The following is a 15,677-nucleotide window of genomic DNA, read 5'->3' as shown; positions in this document are numbered from 1 at the left end:
TGCTCCGCTGCACGAACCGCCTCGAAGAGATTCAGGGCGGTGACATCCGCATCGAGGGCGAGTCCATCAACGACCCGAATGTCGATATCAACTTCCTGCGCCAGCGCATCGGCATGGTGTTCCAGAGTTTCAACCTCTTCCCGCACAAGACCGCGCTGGAGAACGTCTCACTCGCGCCGATGGACGTGAAGGGACTGTCCCAGATGGACGCCGAAGAGCGGAGTCAACAACTCCTCGCCGACGTCGGCCTCGCCGACCAAGCGGACTCCTACCCGAACCAGCTTTCGGGCGGGCAACAACAGCGCGTCGCCATCGCCCGAGCGCTGGCGATGGACCCGCACGTCATGCTGTTCGACGAGGTGACGAGCGCGCTCGACCCCGAACTCGTCGGCGAGGTGCTCGGCGTCATGCGCGAACTCGCACACGAGGGCATGACGATGATGGTCGTCACCCACGAGATGGGCTTCGCCCGCGAGGTGGGCGACCGAATCGTCCTCATGGCCGACGGACGCGTCATCGAAACCGCACCGCCGGAGGAGTTCTTCGAAAATCCGCGCACCGACCGCGCGCGACAGTTCCTCTCGATGGTGCTGTAGTTCTCGATAGTTCTGTAGTCGCCGCTCTTTTTATTCGTCCGTTCCCGAAAAGGGGCCGCAGTACTCCGTTTCAAAGACGATTTCTGGGACCATGTAATCGCAGTCTATCATTTGAGCCGAGCGCATGTGAGACTGTCTTGCTACCGGCACGACTCCGAAAAATCCGTGATAGTTGCCGAAACCGCTGCTTACGCCAGCGGAATGATCGTCGAGAGCACGAGTACCGTCACGAGGCCGGTGATGGAGATGATGGTCGTCACCATCGTCCACGTCTGTAGAGTTTCACGCTGCGTGAGACCGCCGATCTCTTTGACGAGCCAGAATCCCGAGTCGTTGTACCACGAGCAGATGTTTCCGCCAGCGCCGATGGCCATTACCATGTAAACCGGGCTAACCGAAAGCTGTCCGGTCAGCGGAGCCATGATTCCCGCGGCGGTGAGCATCGCGGCGGTCGCGGAACCCTGTGCGATGCGAACGATGGCCGCTACGAGCCATGCGGTCACCAACAGGCCGATGCCGAGTCCCTGCAAATGGTCAGCGATGTACGGGCCGATTCCGGACGCGGCTAGAAGCGCACCGAACGCGCCACCCATCGCGGTGATGGCGGCGATGTTCCCGCCGCTTTTCAGTGCATCCGTGAGTTCTTCCTCCCAGAGCGAGCGCGAGAGGTCGGACCAGCGGAGGTAGGTGTACGCCGCCGCGATGGCGGCGATGGTCAGCGCGACGTTCTTGTCACCGACGAACGCGACAACGGGTTGGAGCGGCCTGAGGACCGGATACGGTTTCTTGAACGTGTCCACGATGGTGTACGCGGCGACGAGTCCGATGGCGAGGATGATGGGGAGTGCCGATTCGAGGAAGTTCGGAAGCGTGTCCGAACTTCGATTCGCACGCTCCTGAAGTTCCTCCGTCGTCGTTCCCATCGCGTCCCGAAGGGGGATGTCGATTCGCTTGTTTAGCCAGCGGCCGTACACCAGACCGGCTATGATTGCCGATGGGATGGCTACCAGCAGACCGATCAGGATGGTGAGTCCGAGGTTTTGAATACCGAGCTGGTCGGAGACGGCCAGCGGGCCCGGTGTCGGCGGAACGAACACGTGAGCCACGGATGCACCGGCACCGACGACGATGAGGTACAGCGCGTAATTATCCCCCACTCGCGCACGCATCGAACGCGCGAGTGGTGCCAGTAAGTAAAACACGCTGTCGAAGAACACCGGGATGGCGAGTACGGTACTGCTACCCCACAGCGCGATGTCCGAATTCTCTTTTCCGACAGCTGACTGGAATCCCCGGACGATACGTTGGGCGGAACCGCTTTCGAGCATCGATTTGCCGATGACCGATGCCATCAGAATCGGGATACCGATACCTGCCATACCGTTCCCGAACTCGGTCGCCGTCTTCGACGCCGCATCGGCGAACGTGAAGTCGGCGACGAACACTGCGTTGAGGAGTCCAACACCGAACGCGGCGATTGCCAATCCGACGAACGCCGGGAGGTCCCAGACGACGAGTAAGAGGACGACCAAAACAAGCCCGACTGCGAACGTGAGCAGCGGACTCTGTGCCAATTCAATTGCCATAGATTGCGACTCCATGTCATTGATGTTCATTGAAAACATTTTCCTTTAAATGTGCCATTTTAATAAACATCGTTGATAAAAGATAAAAGTATTTGATTTAGTTTGTATTATTCTTTTACTATGTAAATGAACGCTGGTTTTATTGTTAGCCGTTTATTGGTATCCGATATGGGACGTGCACTCGTGGTCGTCGAACCGACGGAAACGGCAAAAGAACTCGCGTACGAAGCGGGAACCATTGCCGAAGGAGTGGGAGCCGACATGATTTTGACGCATATCACGACCGAACAGGAGTACGGCGCTCGTCGGGACGCCATGGAATCGTTGATGAGTAGCTCGGCGAGTTACACGGTCGGTGAAGCCGAGGAGGGGGCGACCCAGTTCGCCCGCGACATCGGCGACGAAGTGCTCTCGGAACTCGACGTCGAGTACGAGGTGACGGGATTCCTCGGCAACAAAGCCGAAAAGATACTTGATGCGGCCGAGGAGTACGACTGTGACCACGTCTTCCTGACGGGCCGCCAGCGGTCACCGACCGGCAAAGCCCTCTTCGGCGACGCGACACAGGGAGTCATTCTCGACTTCGAGGGCCCGGTTACCGTTCTCACGGATTGAGATTTTCTCCCCTTCTTCAGGAATCTTCACAATTTTTCACCCATTTTATGCGGCAAACGTGGAAATCACAATGGGATTTCCGGAAAAATAAAAAGCGAGGGGGGCGAGCACTCAACCATGGTGAACACACTCGACGGCAAGACTGCCGTCGTGACTGGTTCGAGTAGTGGTATCGGGAACGCTATCGCACGGGAGTTCGCGTCCCGCGGCGTGAACGTCGTCGTCAACTCCCGTTCGGAAGAGCGTGCGGCGGAGGCCGCCGAGGTAATCGCCGACGAAACCGATGCGGAGGCCGAATCCCTCCTCGCGATCGAAGCCGACGTGACGGATGGCGATTCGCTCGAATCCCTCGTCGAGCGAACCGTCGAGGAGTTCGGTTCGCTGGACGTGTGGGTGAACAACGCCGGTATCAACATCCGTGGCCCGGCCGAGGAGATGGCGATGGAGGACTGGCAGAAGGTCATCGACGTGAACCTCACCGCCCCGTTCCGCGGTGCACAGTTGGCCGGTCGGCAGATGATCGAACAGGGAACGGGCGGGGCCATCATCAACATCTCCAGCATGATGGGCGAACAGGGACAGACTGGTCGCACACCGTACAACACGTCTAAAGGTGGCGTGAACAACCTCACGCGCTGTTTGGCCGTCGAGTGGGCCGAACACGACATTCTCGTCAACGCCATCTCGCCCGGCTACATCCGGACCGAAATGGTGGGCGACGCCCAGGACCAGATCGGCTTCGACGAGGACGACGTCATCGACCGCACGCCCGTCGGCCGGTTCGGAACGCCCGAGGAAGTCGCCAACTGCGCGGCGTTCCTCGCGGAGGGTGAACACTTCATGACTGGCGAGATTCTCCACCCTGACGGCGGATGGCTCTCGTTCGGTTGGGGAAGCAAATCGTAACACGGTCAACGTCGAAGCGGTTGGACTCGGCCATCGGGACCGGATCTTTTTCAGCGTCACAGGTGAATATATTCACGACAATTTTCGTCCCCCTGTCGGCACCATCCCCCTGTATGACGACGAACGAGGCACGCGATAACAGCGGAGCCACACCACATCGCCACTCACGGTACTCGTAATCGAGGGAACGGTTCGAAACGGTCGGCAGTCGATTCACGCCGCTCGGTACGTTACCACTCGGCTTCGGAAGGCGGGACACGAGGCCGAACTGTTCGATATGGCCGACTACGACATCCCGCTCTTTTCGAACGTGCGGTCGTGGACGACGACGGGACACTCGTCGATGAATTCTATTGGGAGAAGTTCGACGAATCCGTCTACGAAATGGGTCTTCACGCGGCACGTTTCAGACCGATTACTGCCGATTCCCGGAGAAATAGGAACCGAGAGCGTCGAGAACTCGACGCCGGTTCGCGTGCGCGTTTCGACCACGAATCCGGCCTGTCCGACCTCCTGCCTGCGCTATGGAACGCGGGTTTCACTGTCGTCGGTTCCGATATCCGGTCGCCGATGCTGGACGTGTTCCTCGGGTACGGAGCTGTTCGTCCTCGCCGCCATCGATGTCGCACTCGGTGTCGTTGCGGTCTGATTCCTGAATCTCGTATCGAGTTCGTAACATTCTGTTGCTTCCTCTCACGCGCTTCGGTTTCGGGTATCTGCCAGCAGTAGCGTTCTAAGTGGACTACGAACCATACCGAACGTTCGCTCGACTCCGGAAAACCTACATACCAACCGAACGTTCGGTTGGGTATGGCCGACGATTCGACCGAACCCCAACTGGACCGACCGGCGAAGGAACTACGCGACGATGCGCGACTGGAACCATACGAGTGGTATCGAGAGATGCGCGACGAGAGCCCCGTCCGATATGATCCCGACCGCGAGGTCTGGGACGTCTTCCGCTACGACGACGTCAAACGTATCGTTCGCGAGGACGAACTATTTTCCTCCAAGATGGACTTCCAGCCGGGTGACGACACGGACGAAGGTCGCGACGCGGCTCCATCAACCGAGGGCGACTCCGAACGAGATTCGTTCGGCGAGATGCTCGTCTCGACCGATCCCCCGAAACACGACCGAATCCGCTCCGTCGTCGCGGAGCATTTCCAAGCCGACGCGATTCGGTCGTACCGCCCGCGCGTCGAAGCGATCGCCGACGAACTCGTCGCCGACCTTGAACCCGGACGAGTCGACCTCGTCGAGACGTTCTCCTACCCCCTCCCCGTAGACGCTATCGCGGGCGTACTCGGTGTCCCCCGCGAGGAACGCGCGACGTTCAAACGCTGGTCCGATGCCGTCGCTGACGTAGCAAGCGAACCGGGAGACCGGAACGACCTGACGCGACCGGAGGCCATGATGCAGATGAGCGAGTACTTTCGAGAGCGACTCGCTGACCGCCGTGAGACCCCCCGAAACGACCTCTTGACCGCTATCGCGACGGCCGGAGAGGACGAGTCGGCGCTGAGCGAACGGGAAGCCATCTCGCTCTGTACTCTCCTCCTTCTTGCAGGGAACGTCACGACGACGAACCTCCTGACGAACGCCATCTGGTCCTTTCACGAACACAATGTCCTCGACGATGTCCAGACGGGTGCAGTCTCTTTGCAGTCAGCGGTCGAAGAGGTGCTCCGGTATCGTTCGCCGATTCAGGACGGGAACCGGGTCGCGCGTCGGGACATCGAACTCGGTGGAGAAGCTATCGAGGCCGGGGACCACGTTGTCGCGTGGCTCGGCTCCGCGAACCGTGACGGCCGCCACTTCGACTCACCGGATGAATTCGACCCGTCGCGTCGTCCGAACGACCACCTCGCGTTTGGGCACGGAATTCACTACTGCCTCGGTGCACCGCTTGCTCGTCTCGAAGCGGAAGTCGGGTTCTCCGCTCTCTTCGACCGGTTCGAGATTACCGACGTCGCCACGAACGACCTCCAACGGTCGCCGAGCGACGTTTACGGCCTAGAGGAACTCATCGTCACCCTTGAATGACGGCGGCGACCTCGGAGAGCAGGGTCCCGTTTGCCGTCTCTTCGAGAGAGCTACTGACACGTAGCCCGTCGAAGTCGTAGGCGTTGCCGCCTTTTCTCCCCGCTCGTCACCTGGAACGGCCGCTACGCTTGGCCGTCTCCGCAGGTACTCGCTCCTGCTGTCGTCACTGTCACCCCGCGCGTGTCATCTCCTCTCGACGGTGGATGCCGACATCGCTTCAGCCCTGCAAAATCACGAAAACTGGTCGAAATCGAAACTACCAACTCTTGATCCCATTTTTCCAATTTCATATAGCGAAATAGAATTCATCCGTTCGACACGAACCTATTTCTCGCTTCCTCACAATCGCCAACTATGTCCGATTATCGCCCGCTGCCGGTCGAATACAAGGATCAGTATCAGCGACTTCTCCGCTACGCCTTTCAACCCGAGGAAGGTCCGGACAACGACGAGGACGACGGCAACTCGGACCTCGGCGACCGCCGTGGAATGTTCGACGGCGACGACCTGCTCTGTGTCTGCAAACAGTACTGGTTCACGACGAACGTCCGCGGCGACTGGCACCAGATGGCCGGTCTCTCGGCCGTCGCGTCACCCCCCGAAAGCCGCCACGGGGGGTTGGTGCGGGAGATGCTCGCCGAATCGCTCGCCGAGTACCGTGAGAAGGAGGTGTACTTCTCGGCCCTCTGGCCCTTCTCGTACGAGTTCTACGGCAAGTACGGGTGGGCGACGGTGGCCAAGTACACGCGATACGAGACCACGCCGGACGCGCTCGATTTGGGTACCGAAGCGGCGGGCGAGTTCCGTCGCCTCGACGCCGACGACTGGGAACTGCTCGTGGCCCTGTTCGACGCCTACGGTGAGAACTACGCCCTCAGCGTCGATCGAACGGAGGACTGGTGGCGCGAGCGAGTGTTCGAGGGCTGGAAGAAGGACCCCTACGTGTACGCGTGGCTACGGGACGGCGAGGCACGAAGCTACATCGTCTACAGCGTGGACGACGAGGACGACGGTAAACGACTCAAGGTGTGGGAGACGGCATCCGCCGACGACGAGGCCTACCGTCACCTCCTCAGGTTCGTCCAATACCACGACTCGCAGGTCGAGACTGTGGAGTTCCTGTTCGTCCCGGAAAGCACCGACCTGCTTGACATCGTCGCCAACCCGCGCGACGTGGAGTGTGAAATTCGAACCGGGCCGATGTTCCGCCTCGTGGACGTCCCCCGAGCGCTCGAAACCATCTCCTACGACGCGGAAACCGGCGTCGTCCTCCGCGTCACCGACCCGCTGGTCGGGTGGAACGACGGGACGTTCGAACTCGATACGAACGGGGTCGTTCGGTGTGACCGGACCGACGCCGACCCGGACGTGACCATCGACGTGAACACGCTCTCGCAGTTGGTCGCTGGATACCACTCGGTCGAGGACGCCGAGCGATTCGGAGAACTGGACGTTCACGAAGGCGACGCCCGTGACGATCTCGCCGCTCTGTTCCCGGAGGAGGACGTCTACCTGCGGGAGCATTTCTGACTCTTTCCGACCGACCAATACTTTTGTTCTGCGGTGTGTAGGGTCAGCCATGTCGAACGACCCGGACGACCACGACGACCGAAGTGGCCACGACGACCGGGAGGACAGAGAGGACCTCGGAAATCGCATCGAGGAGTTGGAAACCACGCTTCGCGGCCTCCAGACCGAACTCGGCCGACCGCCGCGTGGCCCACTCGGACTCCCGCGCCCGCCGACTCCGCGGGAAGTGCTCTCTTTTACCGGCGAGTACGCCATCCCGACGCTCATCACCATGCTGGAGGCAAACGTTCGCGCGCTCAAAGCCCTCCAGCAGATAATCCGCCTCGTCGATCCCGAGTACGACCCGACCGAGAAGGCCCGCTCCGACCTTAGCGCCCGCGCCGGACGCGCTAGTCGGGCCACCCTCGACCGCCTCCAAGATACCCTGAACGACGTGGAAGGTGCTCTTACGGAAGGCGGCCTTCCGGAGGAACCCCGCGCGCGTAGAATCCTTGAAGACGCCCGCCGACTCAGCGACGACATCCGCGAGGAGGTTACCGTTGGCTCCGAGCAGGCCGACGAAGGACGTGAAATCGCGAACGCCGGGGAGGAGGAGATGGAGGAAGACGAGGAGGAATCACCGCAAGTAGATGTGGACGCCGAACTCAAATCGATTCGCAGCGAACTGGGTGTCCCCGAGAACGGGGATGGGGAAGCGGGAGACGACGATGCGTCGGGCGATGAATCCGACGATGGTGATGACGTCGACGAGAGCGGCGATTCTGCGGCATAATCGGTTTTTGTATCTCTCTTCGGTACTTGATGCGGGGCGGTCGTGTTCTCTCGGTAAAATCAGAGCTCTCTCATCGGGACCGAACGAGGACGATGTACCCAAATCCCCGGATTTTCGACCACGAGAAACCAAAACACGTCACTCACTATCTTACTCGACCGGTTCGAACCGATAGCCGTCCCACTCCTGACTCGTTTGCTCCCGGATTCCGGCGTCGGGGTCGCGCAGTTCCTCGGCGTACACCGGTCGCACCTCGTCGCCGATTTCGACACCGTCGCTCGTCAGTTGTCCGACCGCGCGCACCGACTCGCCGTCCACGTCGAACTCCACGATGGCGATGTGGTTGGGTTGGCGGACGCCGGGCGGGGTCGCGGTGCTGGTCGTCCACGTGATGACGGTCGCCGTTCTCTCGCTCAAATCTACCGTCCCCTTCTGTGGTTCGGCGCACTCCGGACAGCGCGGGTGGCCGGGGTACGAGAGGTGGCCGTTGGGACAGCGGTGCGCTTCAAATCTGGAATTTTCGCTCATGCTTGCTCCATGATGGTGGTGATGACACAATTACCGAACCCGCCGACGTTACACGCGAGGCCGACCTCGGCATCGACCTGCCGTTCCCCGGCGTTGCCGAGCAACTGTTGGTGGAGTTCGTAGGCCTGTGCGACGCCGCTCGCGCCAAGCGGGTGGCCCTTCGACTTCAGGCCGCCGGACGTGTTGATCGGTAACTCCCCATCGCGGTCCGTGACGCCTTCCTCGACTGCCTTCCAGCCCTCGCCCTGCTCGAAGAAGCCGACGGCCTCGCTCTGGAGGAATTCGAGGATCGTGAACATGTCGTGGAGTTCGGCCACGTCGACGTCCTCAGGTCCTCGCTCTGCCATGTTGTAGGCGAGTTCGCTGCTCTCGACGGCCGCGCCCATCACCGTCGGGTCGTCGCGCTCGTGGACGACGTGGGTGTCCGTCGCGCCGCCGATTCCCGAGATGACGGTGTACTCGTCGGTGTACTCCTTGGCCTTCGATTCGGGGCAGAACAGTAGCGCCGCGCTCCCGTCCGTGATGGGACAGAAGTCATACAAGCGAAGCGGGTCGGCCACGATGGGCGACTCCATCACCGTCTCCAGATCGACTTCCTTGCGGAACTGCGCGTGCGGGTTGTCCACGCCGTTTTTGTGGTTCTTTACTGCGACCTTCGCCAGACTCTCGCGCGGCGCGTCGTACTCGTGTAGGTAGCGCCGGGCGGTCAGCCCCGCGAAACTCGGAAGCGTGAGGCCGTGTTTGTACTCGACCGGGTGAGTCAGCGAGGCGATGACGTCCGTCGCTTCAGCGGTCGTTTTGTGGGTCATCTTCTCGCCGCCGACGAGCAGCGTTAGGTCGCTCGCGCCGGAGGCGACCGACTGCCACGCGGCGTAGATTCCGGCCCCGCCGCTGGAACTCGTCTGGTCGATTCGTTGCGTGTACGCCGGGAGCGCGCCGAGGTCGTGTGCCAGTGCGTTCGGTACGCCGGTCTGTCCTTCGAACTCGCCGCTCGCCATGTTCGAGACGTAGAGGTGTTCCACGTCCAGCGGCGAGACTTCGGCATCGTCGAGACAGGCCTGCCCGGCCTCCGCCAGTAGTTCGCGTATCCACGCGTCTCGTTTCCCGAACTGGGTCATCGACGCGCTGATGATTGCGACTCTATCCATACCTGCCACGAGGAGGGGACGGGTTTAGAAGTTTGAGATTCAGGGAAGAAACACCTATTATGTAAGAATTTCTACAATATCCATGAAACGACGGACACTCCTCGCTAGCTCTGCAGGCTTTGTCGTGGGGTCGACCGCAGGGTGCCTTCACGTTCTCGACTCCGCCGCCGCGAGAATCGGGAACCTCGAACTCATCAACGACGACACGAAACCGCACGACTTCCACGTCGAACTCAAGCGATACGAAACGACCGTCGCACAAGTCACGCGGCGAGTTGGCCCATCGGACGGCAAAAACAAGTCCGGCCACTCGACCGTTTCCGGTTACTGGCTGAACCCGGCGCGATACACTGCCACGGTCCGAGTCGAGGATTCACGGGCCGACGTGACGGTGACGAAAGACGATTGTAACGACCTGATAATCGAATACAACTCGGGACGAATCGGGTTCTTCACGGACCTCACGAGTAATGGCTGTCCGAGTGCTCGAACTGACGATAATCAGGACTGATATCCACGAACTGACTTGAGACAGAGCCAAGGTACTGGATAGCATATTTCTCCCTGCCGTGGCAAACGACAAAGACGACCTGAGTTCCATAACGGGACTCCCGGAAGAACTCGGCATCGACGAAGACTTAGGGCGAACGGAGCAACGCCTCGTCATCCGAACCGAGAAACGGCGCTACGACAAGCCGGTCACCATCGTGGAGGGGTTCGACCCGAGCGAAGTGGACGTGAAGGAACTCGCGTCCGAACTCAAACGCAAGATGGCGACCGGAGGGACGGTGCACGAGGGGGCAATCGAACTACAAGGGGATCACCGCGAGCGGGTCATCGACGTACTACAGGACAAGGGATACGCAGTCGAATAAGAATCGGGAATTAGTTGCCGAACTTCGAGACTTCCTGCTGCCGGAGTTCGATACGGCGAATCTTCCCGCTCGACGTTTTCGGCAGTTCGTCCACGAATTCGATCCGTCGCGGGTACTTGTACGGTGCAGTCTCCTCCTTCATGTACGTCTGTAACTCCTCCACGAGCTCGTCGCTTCCCTCGTGGCCCTCCGCGAGGATGACGTAGGCCTTGACGACGTCTCCGCGCTCGTCGTGCGGGCTGCCGACGGCGGCGGCCTCCGCGACTGCGGGGTGGCCAACTAGCGCGTCCTCGACTTCGAACGGGCCGATGCGGTAGCCCGAGGAGATGATGATGTCGTCGGCGCGGCCCTCGAAGAAGAAGTAGCCGTCCTCGTCCTCGCTCGCCAAGTCGCCGGTTCGGTAGTACTCCCCGGCGAAGGTTTTCTCGTCCAGTTCCGGTTTCTCGAAGTAGCCGTCGAAGATGGCCGGGCTATCGACGGGCACCGCGACCTCGCCGATTTCGCCCCGCTCGACTTCCTCCTCGTCCACCGTGTCGATGATCGTCGTCCCGAGGCCGGGCGTCGGTTTGCCCATGCTGCCCGGTTTCACGTCGATTCCGGGGTAGTTCGTCACCAGCGCGACGGTTTCCGTCTGGCCGTAGCCGTCGCGCGGCGTCACGCCGAACGCCTCCTCGAACGCCTGAATCGGTTCGCGGTTCAGCGGCTCGCCCGCCGACAGAGTCTCCTTCAGCGAGAGGTCGTAGTCGGCCATGTCCTCCTCCTGTGTGAACATCCGGTACTGGGTCGGTACCGCACAAAGTCGCGTGACGCCTTCTTGCTCCAGTAGCGAGAGGAACGTCGCCGGGTCGAAGTCCCCCCGGTAGATGAACTGCGGTGCGCCGGTCGTCAGCGCCACGCCGAGAGGACTCCAGAACCACTTGGCCCACCCGGTCCCGGTCGTCGCCCAGAGCAGTTCGTCCGAGAAGTCCATTCCCTCCTCGACGCCCCACCAGTAGCGTCCGTTGACGCGCTCGAAGCAGTGCATCCAGCGATGGCGGTGAAGGACGGGTTTCGGCTGTCCCGTCGTCCCGCTCGTGTAGTTGATCGACATCGGCGAGTCCGCCCCGATATCCGGTCCGTCGTGCTCGGTCGATTCGCCGTCGATGAGCGCCGAAAAGGACTCCCACTCCTCCGATCCTTCGCCGTCGAGGATGACCAACGTCTCCAGCGGCGTCTCGTCCATCACTGGTTCGACCATGCCGGTCAACTCGTCGTGACAGACGGCCGCCGTCGCTTCGCAGTCGTCGGCCCGGAATCCGATGTCCTTGGGCTTCAGCATGGCCGAACATGGTACCAGAATCGCCCCGCGCTTCAGCGCACCGAGCTGAATCGCGAACACGTCGGGATGGCGCGGCAACAGGTGGATCACCCGGTCGCCCTCGCCCACGCCCAGCGATTCGAGCGCGTTGGCGAACCGATTCATGTCGTCCCGGATGTCGGCGTAGGTTCGCTCCTCCTCGTTCCCCTCGTCGTCGCGGAACTTCACCGCCCGCCGCTCGCCGAATTCCGCCGCGTGTGACTCGATGACCGCCGGAAGGTTGTACCCCTCCGGAATTTCCCACTCGAACTCCGAAAGTTCGCGCTCGTAGTCGATTTGCATTCCCTTCGAAATGGGATGGTCGATTATTTGGTTTTGTCGTCTGGTATCACGCGACAGGTAGGATTACGAGGATCCCGTATCGTGTACTGGTTCTAATATATTCTGTTCCGATCGTGGTCGGTCGGGTACCGGTTTCGAACGAGAATCACTCCGTTCTCGACTCTCTCTGAAAATTTATATATTGTAGAACTGTGTAGGAACCGCTACTGATGGCCATCCCAACGAAGATCACCGTTCTCGCCGTCATCCTCGCAGTCGTCGTCGCCATCATCACGGACGAATTTTCCCACAGCATGGAACTGACGGCGTTCGTCCTCCTCGCCATCGGCTTTTTTCTCCCGCTGTTTGTCAGCCAACGGTTGAAGCGACGCGGTTGATCCGCCCATCGAGACACGCTTTACCGATGGAGTTTGCATTTTCGCCCCACCCGAGAGTGGGGCGCGTTTCGTATCGGCGAAAACGTATATACGGCTGACAACCGGTTTCGTCCGTATGGTCGATGTCAGCGGTCACTTCGCGATGGCATTGTTGTTTGCTGCTCCGGCGTGGTTTCTCTGGGGCCGACGCGCGAGCCTCGCGTTCGCGGCGTTCACGCTCGTGACCGCGATGCTTCCCGATTCCGACCTGCTGTTACGGCACGTTATTCCAGGCGTCCACCACCACGGCGTGACGCACACGATTCTGTTCGTTACCGTCTTCAGCGTCGTCGTCGGTGCGCTCGCCGCGTACTTGCTTACGTCCCGTTTCGAGGCCAGTCGATGGGTTCGAAGCGACGAAATCGGTGAGAAGGCGGTGTTCGCCTTCGCCACCGTCGGCTTTCTGACCGGCGGGATGAGTCACCTGTTCGCCGACCTCCTCTCGGCCCCCGACATCGCTCCGCCGCTGAAACCGCTCTGGCCGGTGTACGCCAAACCGATCATCGTCGACGTCATCTACTACGACTCGCCCATCTGGAACTTCGGCCTGTTGGGGGTTGCACTCGCGGCTCACTACGCGCTCTACCGCCACGAACGCTATCCGTTGGAGACGGCGTACATGATCCGTGAGTCCTAACGGACCACCCGCACGATTATGCCTTCTGCAACCGTAGCTCTCTGCGAAATGGACGGCAAAAAACTGCTGATGATCGTCGGCGATTTCGGCGAGGATTACGAGATAATGGTACCGTTCCAGGCGCTCCAAGCCGTCGGCCACGAGGTCGATGCGGTGTGCCCCGAAAAGGACGCGGGCGATGCGGTGAAAACCGCGGTTCACGACTTTCGCGGCGACCAGACGTACATGGAGAGCCGTGGCCACAACTTCACGCTCAACGCGTCGTTCGACGACATCGACGTGACGGAGTACGACGGTCTCGTCCTGCCGGGCGGAAGAGCACCGGAGTACCTCCGAACGCACGACGAAGTCATCGAGGCGGTTCAGCACTTCGACGACGAGGACAAACCCATCGCTGCCATCTGTCACGCGACCCAGATTCTCGCGGCGGCGGACGTCATCGAGGGACGGACGTGTTCGGCGTACTCCGCGCTGGAAGCGGACGTGGAGGGTGCGGGCGGCGAGTACTACGACGGCGTGACGACGGACGGAAACCTCGTTTCCGGTCGTGACTGGGGTGATCACGTCGAGTGGATTTCACAGTTCCTCGACGTGCTCGGAACCGATATCGAACACGGTCAGCCAGTCACTGCTGACGACTGATTCGCGTCGCCGATTTTTATCAAAAGGTGTGTGGTCAGAAGTCGATTCCCGAAACGCTCGTCAAAAAGGCGAACGTATGGGATGGGGGATTACGACGACGACGAATTACCGCTGCTGGTCGTCGTCATCCCGCCACCACCGCTGCCTTCGAGGTTCGTGCTGAGCAGGTTGAGCGTGCTGCTGAACACCGACGCGTTGCCGCTGAACCGCCGGGTGTCGCCTTGGTTCAGCGAGACACCTTGTGCGAACATGAACGTGGTGATCTGTCCCTGTCCCATGTCGCCACCACCGAGTAGGTAGCGGATGATGTAGCCGTTGTAGTTGTCCGGCTGGCTGATCTCGGAGACGTTGCCGCCACCCGGTTTTTCGAGCAACCGAACCGTCGTGGACTTCTCCAACGAGTTTACCACGCGGAACTCGACGTTCGGGTGGTAATCGTAGGTGTACACCAACACGTTCTGGCCCTGCGCCGAAGCGCTTCCTGCACTCCCCAATCCCAATGCGAGCGCGCCTGTCGCGAGCGCGCCTTTCTTCATGAACGAGCGTCGGTCTTCCGATTCGACGTGTTCTTTAGTTTCACTTTCGGTCATCTCTACCTCGCCTCCGTTCTATGCCGGACTCGCTGATAAAGGGCACAGACCTTTCAGTTTTCCAAGTATATCCTACCTGCCACTGAACAGGAATATTCTACGTTATCGACGTGATATTGTAGATTACGCGGCGTTTCGTACGGCCTGAAGTCGAACGACGGACAATGGTGATGGCCACCTATGGGGTGGGGAGCGGCGAGAAAACCCGTCTCAGATGTCGTATGTCCACAACTGACTGGTCGTATCCAGTCCGTCCGAGACGGTTTTCGATTCGCGCTGCTTCGGGGGCGTGTACTGTGTCGTGAACACTACCGTGTCCCGTGCTAGAATCGGACCTCGGCTACGGGTCCCTTTCTTCGAAATCTTCCACTTCGTTTTTCCGTCCTCCGCGTTCAGCGCATACACCGTGGTCTTCTCCCCGTTCGTTCGGTGGAGGTTCACGGCTCTGTCGGTGACGACCGGAATCGTCCCCTGTGACCACTCCTGCTCCGGGAGCGTCCGTTGCCACCGGAGGTCTCCGGACGACAGTTCCCGAGCGAGAACGTTTCCGTCGAGGTCCGCACAGTACACGGTCTCATCGTCGACCGCGGGACGGATGCTGGCCTTCTGAGTGGTGTCCTCAGCCCATCGTTCAGTCCCGTCCGGTTCGAAAACTTGCACACCGATTCCCGCCTGTACGATCTCGTTCTCCGTCGCGATGACGTTGGACATCACCTCCCCGCTCTCTCCCGTCCATAACTGCTCGCCGGAGTCGGCATCGAGGGCGACGAGGGTTCTGTCCGTCACCGTATATACCGTCCCGTCGAGCACCGCCGGAGTACTCGGGTAGTTCATGTGCCCGTCGGGTGCGAACTCCCAGCGCTCGCTTCCGTCGTGTTCGAAGCAGATGAGACTGTTCAGTCCAGCGCCGTAGATCGCGTCGTCCGTCACGACCGGTGGGTCGTTGATGAACCGCTCGTCGACGTTGACGTACAACACCCCGTCGTGGTAGATGGGCCGGAGGTCGAAGAGCGGTGCGCCGAACGTGAACGTCGTGTCGAGCGAGGACGACCACTGCGGTTTTCCCGTCTCCAAATCGTACGCTTCGAGCGTCGCCACAGGAGCATTATCGGTCGATTTCCCCCGAGTGAGATAGACGCGGTCGTTGACGA

At 60.6% G+C, this 15,677-nt stretch carries 18 protein-coding genes and 1 pseudogene; 12 read left to right on the top strand and 7 right to left on the bottom strand.

Annotated features, from left to right (window positions below; translation table 11 throughout):
• A partial coding sequence (locus WBV42_RS14110) for an amino acid ABC transporter ATP-binding protein (protein ID WP_423986591.1) occupies positions 1 to 596 on the top strand: 596 nt, incomplete at its 5' end.
• A 188-nt stretch (positions 597 to 784) separates the two neighbouring features.
• Here WBV42_RS14110 and WBV42_RS14105 read toward each other — a convergent pair.
• Positions 785 to 2,182, bottom strand: coding sequence for a GntP family permease (locus tag WBV42_RS14105; RefSeq protein ID WP_423986590.1), 1,398 nt, complete (start codon positions 2,180 to 2,182; stop codon positions 785 to 787).
• Positions 2,183 to 2,350: 168 nt separating this feature from the next.
• On the opposite strand from WBV42_RS14105, the gene WBV42_RS14100 reads away from it, so the two are divergent.
• The 3 genes and pseudogenes from WBV42_RS14100 to WBV42_RS14090 form a co-directional block, all read left to right on the top strand.
• Positions 2,351 to 2,797: a universal stress protein gene (locus WBV42_RS14100; RefSeq protein ID WP_423986589.1), complete on the top strand. Its 447-nt coding sequence runs from the start codon at positions 2,351 to 2,353 to the stop codon at positions 2,795 to 2,797.
• Positions 2,798 to 2,914: 117 nt separating this feature from the next.
• Entirely contained in the window at positions 2,915 to 3,703 is a 789-nt protein-coding gene (locus WBV42_RS14095; protein ID WP_423986588.1) for an SDR family NAD(P)-dependent oxidoreductase, read from the top strand.
• 178 nt (positions 3,704 to 3,881) lie between these two features.
• Positions 3,882 to 3,953 (top strand): annotated as a pseudogene (locus tag WBV42_RS14090) (hypothetical protein); the annotation flags it as partial.
• 35 nt (positions 3,954 to 3,988) lie between these two features.
• Here WBV42_RS14090 and WBV42_RS14085 read toward each other — a convergent pair.
• On the bottom strand, positions 3,989 to 4,195 hold the full coding sequence (locus WBV42_RS14085) for a hypothetical protein (protein WP_423986587.1): 207 nt from the start codon (positions 4,193 to 4,195) through the stop codon (positions 3,989 to 3,991).
• Positions 4,196 to 4,513: 318 nt separating this feature from the next.
• Between WBV42_RS14085 and WBV42_RS14080 the strand changes: the two genes are divergently transcribed.
• From WBV42_RS14080 to WBV42_RS14070, 3 genes are all read left to right on the top strand, one after another.
• Entirely contained in the window at positions 4,514 to 5,749 is a 1,236-nt protein-coding gene (locus tag WBV42_RS14080) for a cytochrome P450 (protein ID WP_423986586.1), read from the top strand.
• Between the two features lie 354 nt (positions 5,750 to 6,103).
• On the top strand, positions 6,104 to 7,279 hold the full coding sequence (locus WBV42_RS14075; RefSeq protein ID WP_423986585.1) for a GNAT family N-acetyltransferase: 1,176 nt from the start codon (positions 6,104 to 6,106) through the stop codon (positions 7,277 to 7,279).
• Between the two features lie 49 nt (positions 7,280 to 7,328).
• Complete coding sequence (locus WBV42_RS14070) at positions 7,329 to 8,051, top strand: DUF7547 family protein (RefSeq protein WP_423986584.1); 723 nt, start codon at positions 7,329 to 7,331, stop codon at positions 8,049 to 8,051.
• A gap of 150 nt (positions 8,052 to 8,201) precedes the next feature.
• Here WBV42_RS14070 and WBV42_RS14065 read toward each other — a convergent pair whose 3' ends face one another.
• Together WBV42_RS14065 and WBV42_RS14060 are read right to left on the bottom strand one after the other, a co-directional pair.
• The gene (locus tag WBV42_RS14065) at positions 8,202 to 8,579 is read right to left on the bottom strand and encodes a Zn-ribbon domain-containing OB-fold protein (RefSeq protein WP_423986583.1); all 378 of its coding nucleotides are present in this window, start codon (positions 8,577 to 8,579) and stop codon (positions 8,202 to 8,204) included.
• Positions 8,576 to 9,727 carry a thiolase C-terminal domain-containing protein gene (locus WBV42_RS14060; protein ID WP_423986582.1) on the bottom strand — a complete coding sequence of 384 codons (1,152 nt, stop codon included), beginning with the start codon at positions 9,725 to 9,727 and terminating at the stop codon, positions 8,576 to 8,578. The genes WBV42_RS14065 and WBV42_RS14060 overlap by 4 nt, the downstream gene beginning before the upstream one ends.
• 82 nt (positions 9,728 to 9,809) lie before the next feature.
• On the opposite strand from WBV42_RS14060, the gene WBV42_RS14055 reads away from it, so the two are divergent.
• Positions 9,810 to 10,238: a hypothetical protein gene (locus WBV42_RS14055; RefSeq protein ID WP_423986581.1), complete on the top strand. Its 429-nt coding sequence runs from the start codon at positions 9,810 to 9,812 to the stop codon at positions 10,236 to 10,238.
• Positions 10,239 to 10,296: 58 nt separating this feature from the next.
• A complete protein-coding gene (locus tag WBV42_RS14050) occupies positions 10,297 to 10,602 on the top strand; it encodes a translation initiation factor (RefSeq protein WP_423986580.1) in 306 nt (101 codons plus the stop codon).
• Positions 10,603 to 10,612: 10 nt separating this feature from the next.
• On the opposite strand, the gene WBV42_RS14045 is transcribed toward WBV42_RS14050, so the two are convergent.
• Complete coding sequence (locus WBV42_RS14045; RefSeq protein WP_423986579.1) at positions 10,613 to 12,241, bottom strand: acyl-CoA synthetase; 1,629 nt, start codon at positions 12,239 to 12,241, stop codon at positions 10,613 to 10,615.
• A 209-nt stretch (positions 12,242 to 12,450) separates the two neighbouring features.
• Between WBV42_RS14045 and WBV42_RS14040 the strand changes: the two genes are divergently transcribed.
• From WBV42_RS14040 to WBV42_RS14030, 3 genes are all read left to right on the top strand, one after another.
• Positions 12,451 to 12,618 carry a hypothetical protein gene (locus WBV42_RS14040; RefSeq protein WP_423986578.1) on the top strand — a complete coding sequence of 56 codons (168 nt, stop codon included), beginning with the start codon at positions 12,451 to 12,453 and terminating at the stop codon, positions 12,616 to 12,618.
• A gap of 115 nt (positions 12,619 to 12,733) precedes the next feature.
• On the top strand, positions 12,734 to 13,294 hold the full coding sequence (locus WBV42_RS14035; protein ID WP_423986577.1) for a metal-dependent hydrolase: 561 nt from the start codon (positions 12,734 to 12,736) through the stop codon (positions 13,292 to 13,294).
• 48 nt (positions 13,295 to 13,342) lie between these two features.
• Positions 13,343 to 13,936: a DJ-1/PfpI family protein gene (locus WBV42_RS14030; RefSeq protein WP_423986576.1), complete on the top strand. Its 594-nt coding sequence runs from the start codon at positions 13,343 to 13,345 to the stop codon at positions 13,934 to 13,936.
• 89 nt (positions 13,937 to 14,025) lie between these two features.
• On the opposite strand, the gene WBV42_RS14025 is transcribed toward WBV42_RS14030, so the two are convergent.
• Together WBV42_RS14025 and WBV42_RS14020 are read right to left on the bottom strand one after the other, a co-directional pair.
• The gene (locus WBV42_RS14025; RefSeq protein WP_423986575.1) at positions 14,026 to 14,526 is read right to left on the bottom strand and encodes a twin-arginine translocation signal domain-containing protein; all 501 of its coding nucleotides are present in this window, start codon (positions 14,524 to 14,526) and stop codon (positions 14,026 to 14,028) included.
• Between the two features lie 210 nt (positions 14,527 to 14,736).
• Positions 14,737 to 15,677: PQQ-binding-like beta-propeller repeat protein (locus WBV42_RS14020; RefSeq protein ID WP_423986574.1), on the bottom strand; the 941-nt coding region annotated here is incomplete at its 5' end.

The sequence above is a fragment of the Haladaptatus sp. genome (genome assembly GCF_049589095.1).
Lineage (GTDB): Archaea > Halobacteriota > Halobacteria > Halobacteriales > Haladaptataceae > Haladaptatus.
The sequence above is the reverse complement of the archived record's forward strand: the minus strand, read 5'-3'. Positions and strand labels throughout refer to the sequence as shown.

Coding starts and splice junctions, on each gene's coding strand:
- WBV42_RS14035 (WP_423986577.1), top strand. CDS start 12,734: ATGGTCGATGTCAGCGGTCACTTCGCGATGGCATTGTTGTTTGCTGCT.
- WBV42_RS14030 (WP_423986576.1), top strand. CDS start 13,343: ATGGACGGCAAAAAACTGCTGATGATCGTCGGCGATTTCGGCGAGGAT.
- WBV42_RS14070 (WP_423986584.1), top strand. CDS start 7,329: ATGTCGAACGACCCGGACGACCACGACGACCGAAGTGGCCACGACGAC.
- WBV42_RS14045 (WP_423986579.1), bottom strand. CDS start 12,241: ATGCAAATCGACTACGAGCGCGAACTTTCGGAGTTCGAGTGGGAAATT.
- WBV42_RS14100 (WP_423986589.1), top strand. CDS start 2,351: ATGGGACGTGCACTCGTGGTCGTCGAACCGACGGAAACGGCAAAAGAA.
- WBV42_RS14060 (WP_423986582.1), bottom strand. CDS start 9,727: ATGGATAGAGTCGCAATCATCAGCGCGTCGATGACCCAGTTCGGGAAA.
- WBV42_RS14055 (WP_423986581.1), top strand. CDS start 9,810: ATGAAACGACGGACACTCCTCGCTAGCTCTGCAGGCTTTGTCGTGGGG.
- WBV42_RS14025 (WP_423986575.1), bottom strand. CDS start 14,526: ATGACCGAAAGTGAAACTAAAGAACACGTCGAATCGGAAGACCGACGC.
- WBV42_RS14105 (WP_423986590.1), bottom strand. CDS start 2,182: ATGGCAATTGAATTGGCACAGAGTCCGCTGCTCACGTTCGCAGTCGGG.
- WBV42_RS14095 (WP_423986588.1), top strand. CDS start 2,915: ATGGTGAACACACTCGACGGCAAGACTGCCGTCGTGACTGGTTCGAGT.
- WBV42_RS14040 (WP_423986578.1), top strand. CDS start 12,451: ATGGCCATCCCAACGAAGATCACCGTTCTCGCCGTCATCCTCGCAGTC.
- WBV42_RS14065 (WP_423986583.1), bottom strand. CDS start 8,579: ATGAGCGAAAATTCCAGATTTGAAGCGCACCGCTGTCCCAACGGCCAC.
- WBV42_RS14075 (WP_423986585.1), top strand. CDS start 6,104: ATGTCCGATTATCGCCCGCTGCCGGTCGAATACAAGGATCAGTATCAG.
- WBV42_RS14080 (WP_423986586.1), top strand. CDS start 4,514: ATGGCCGACGATTCGACCGAACCCCAACTGGACCGACCGGCGAAGGAA.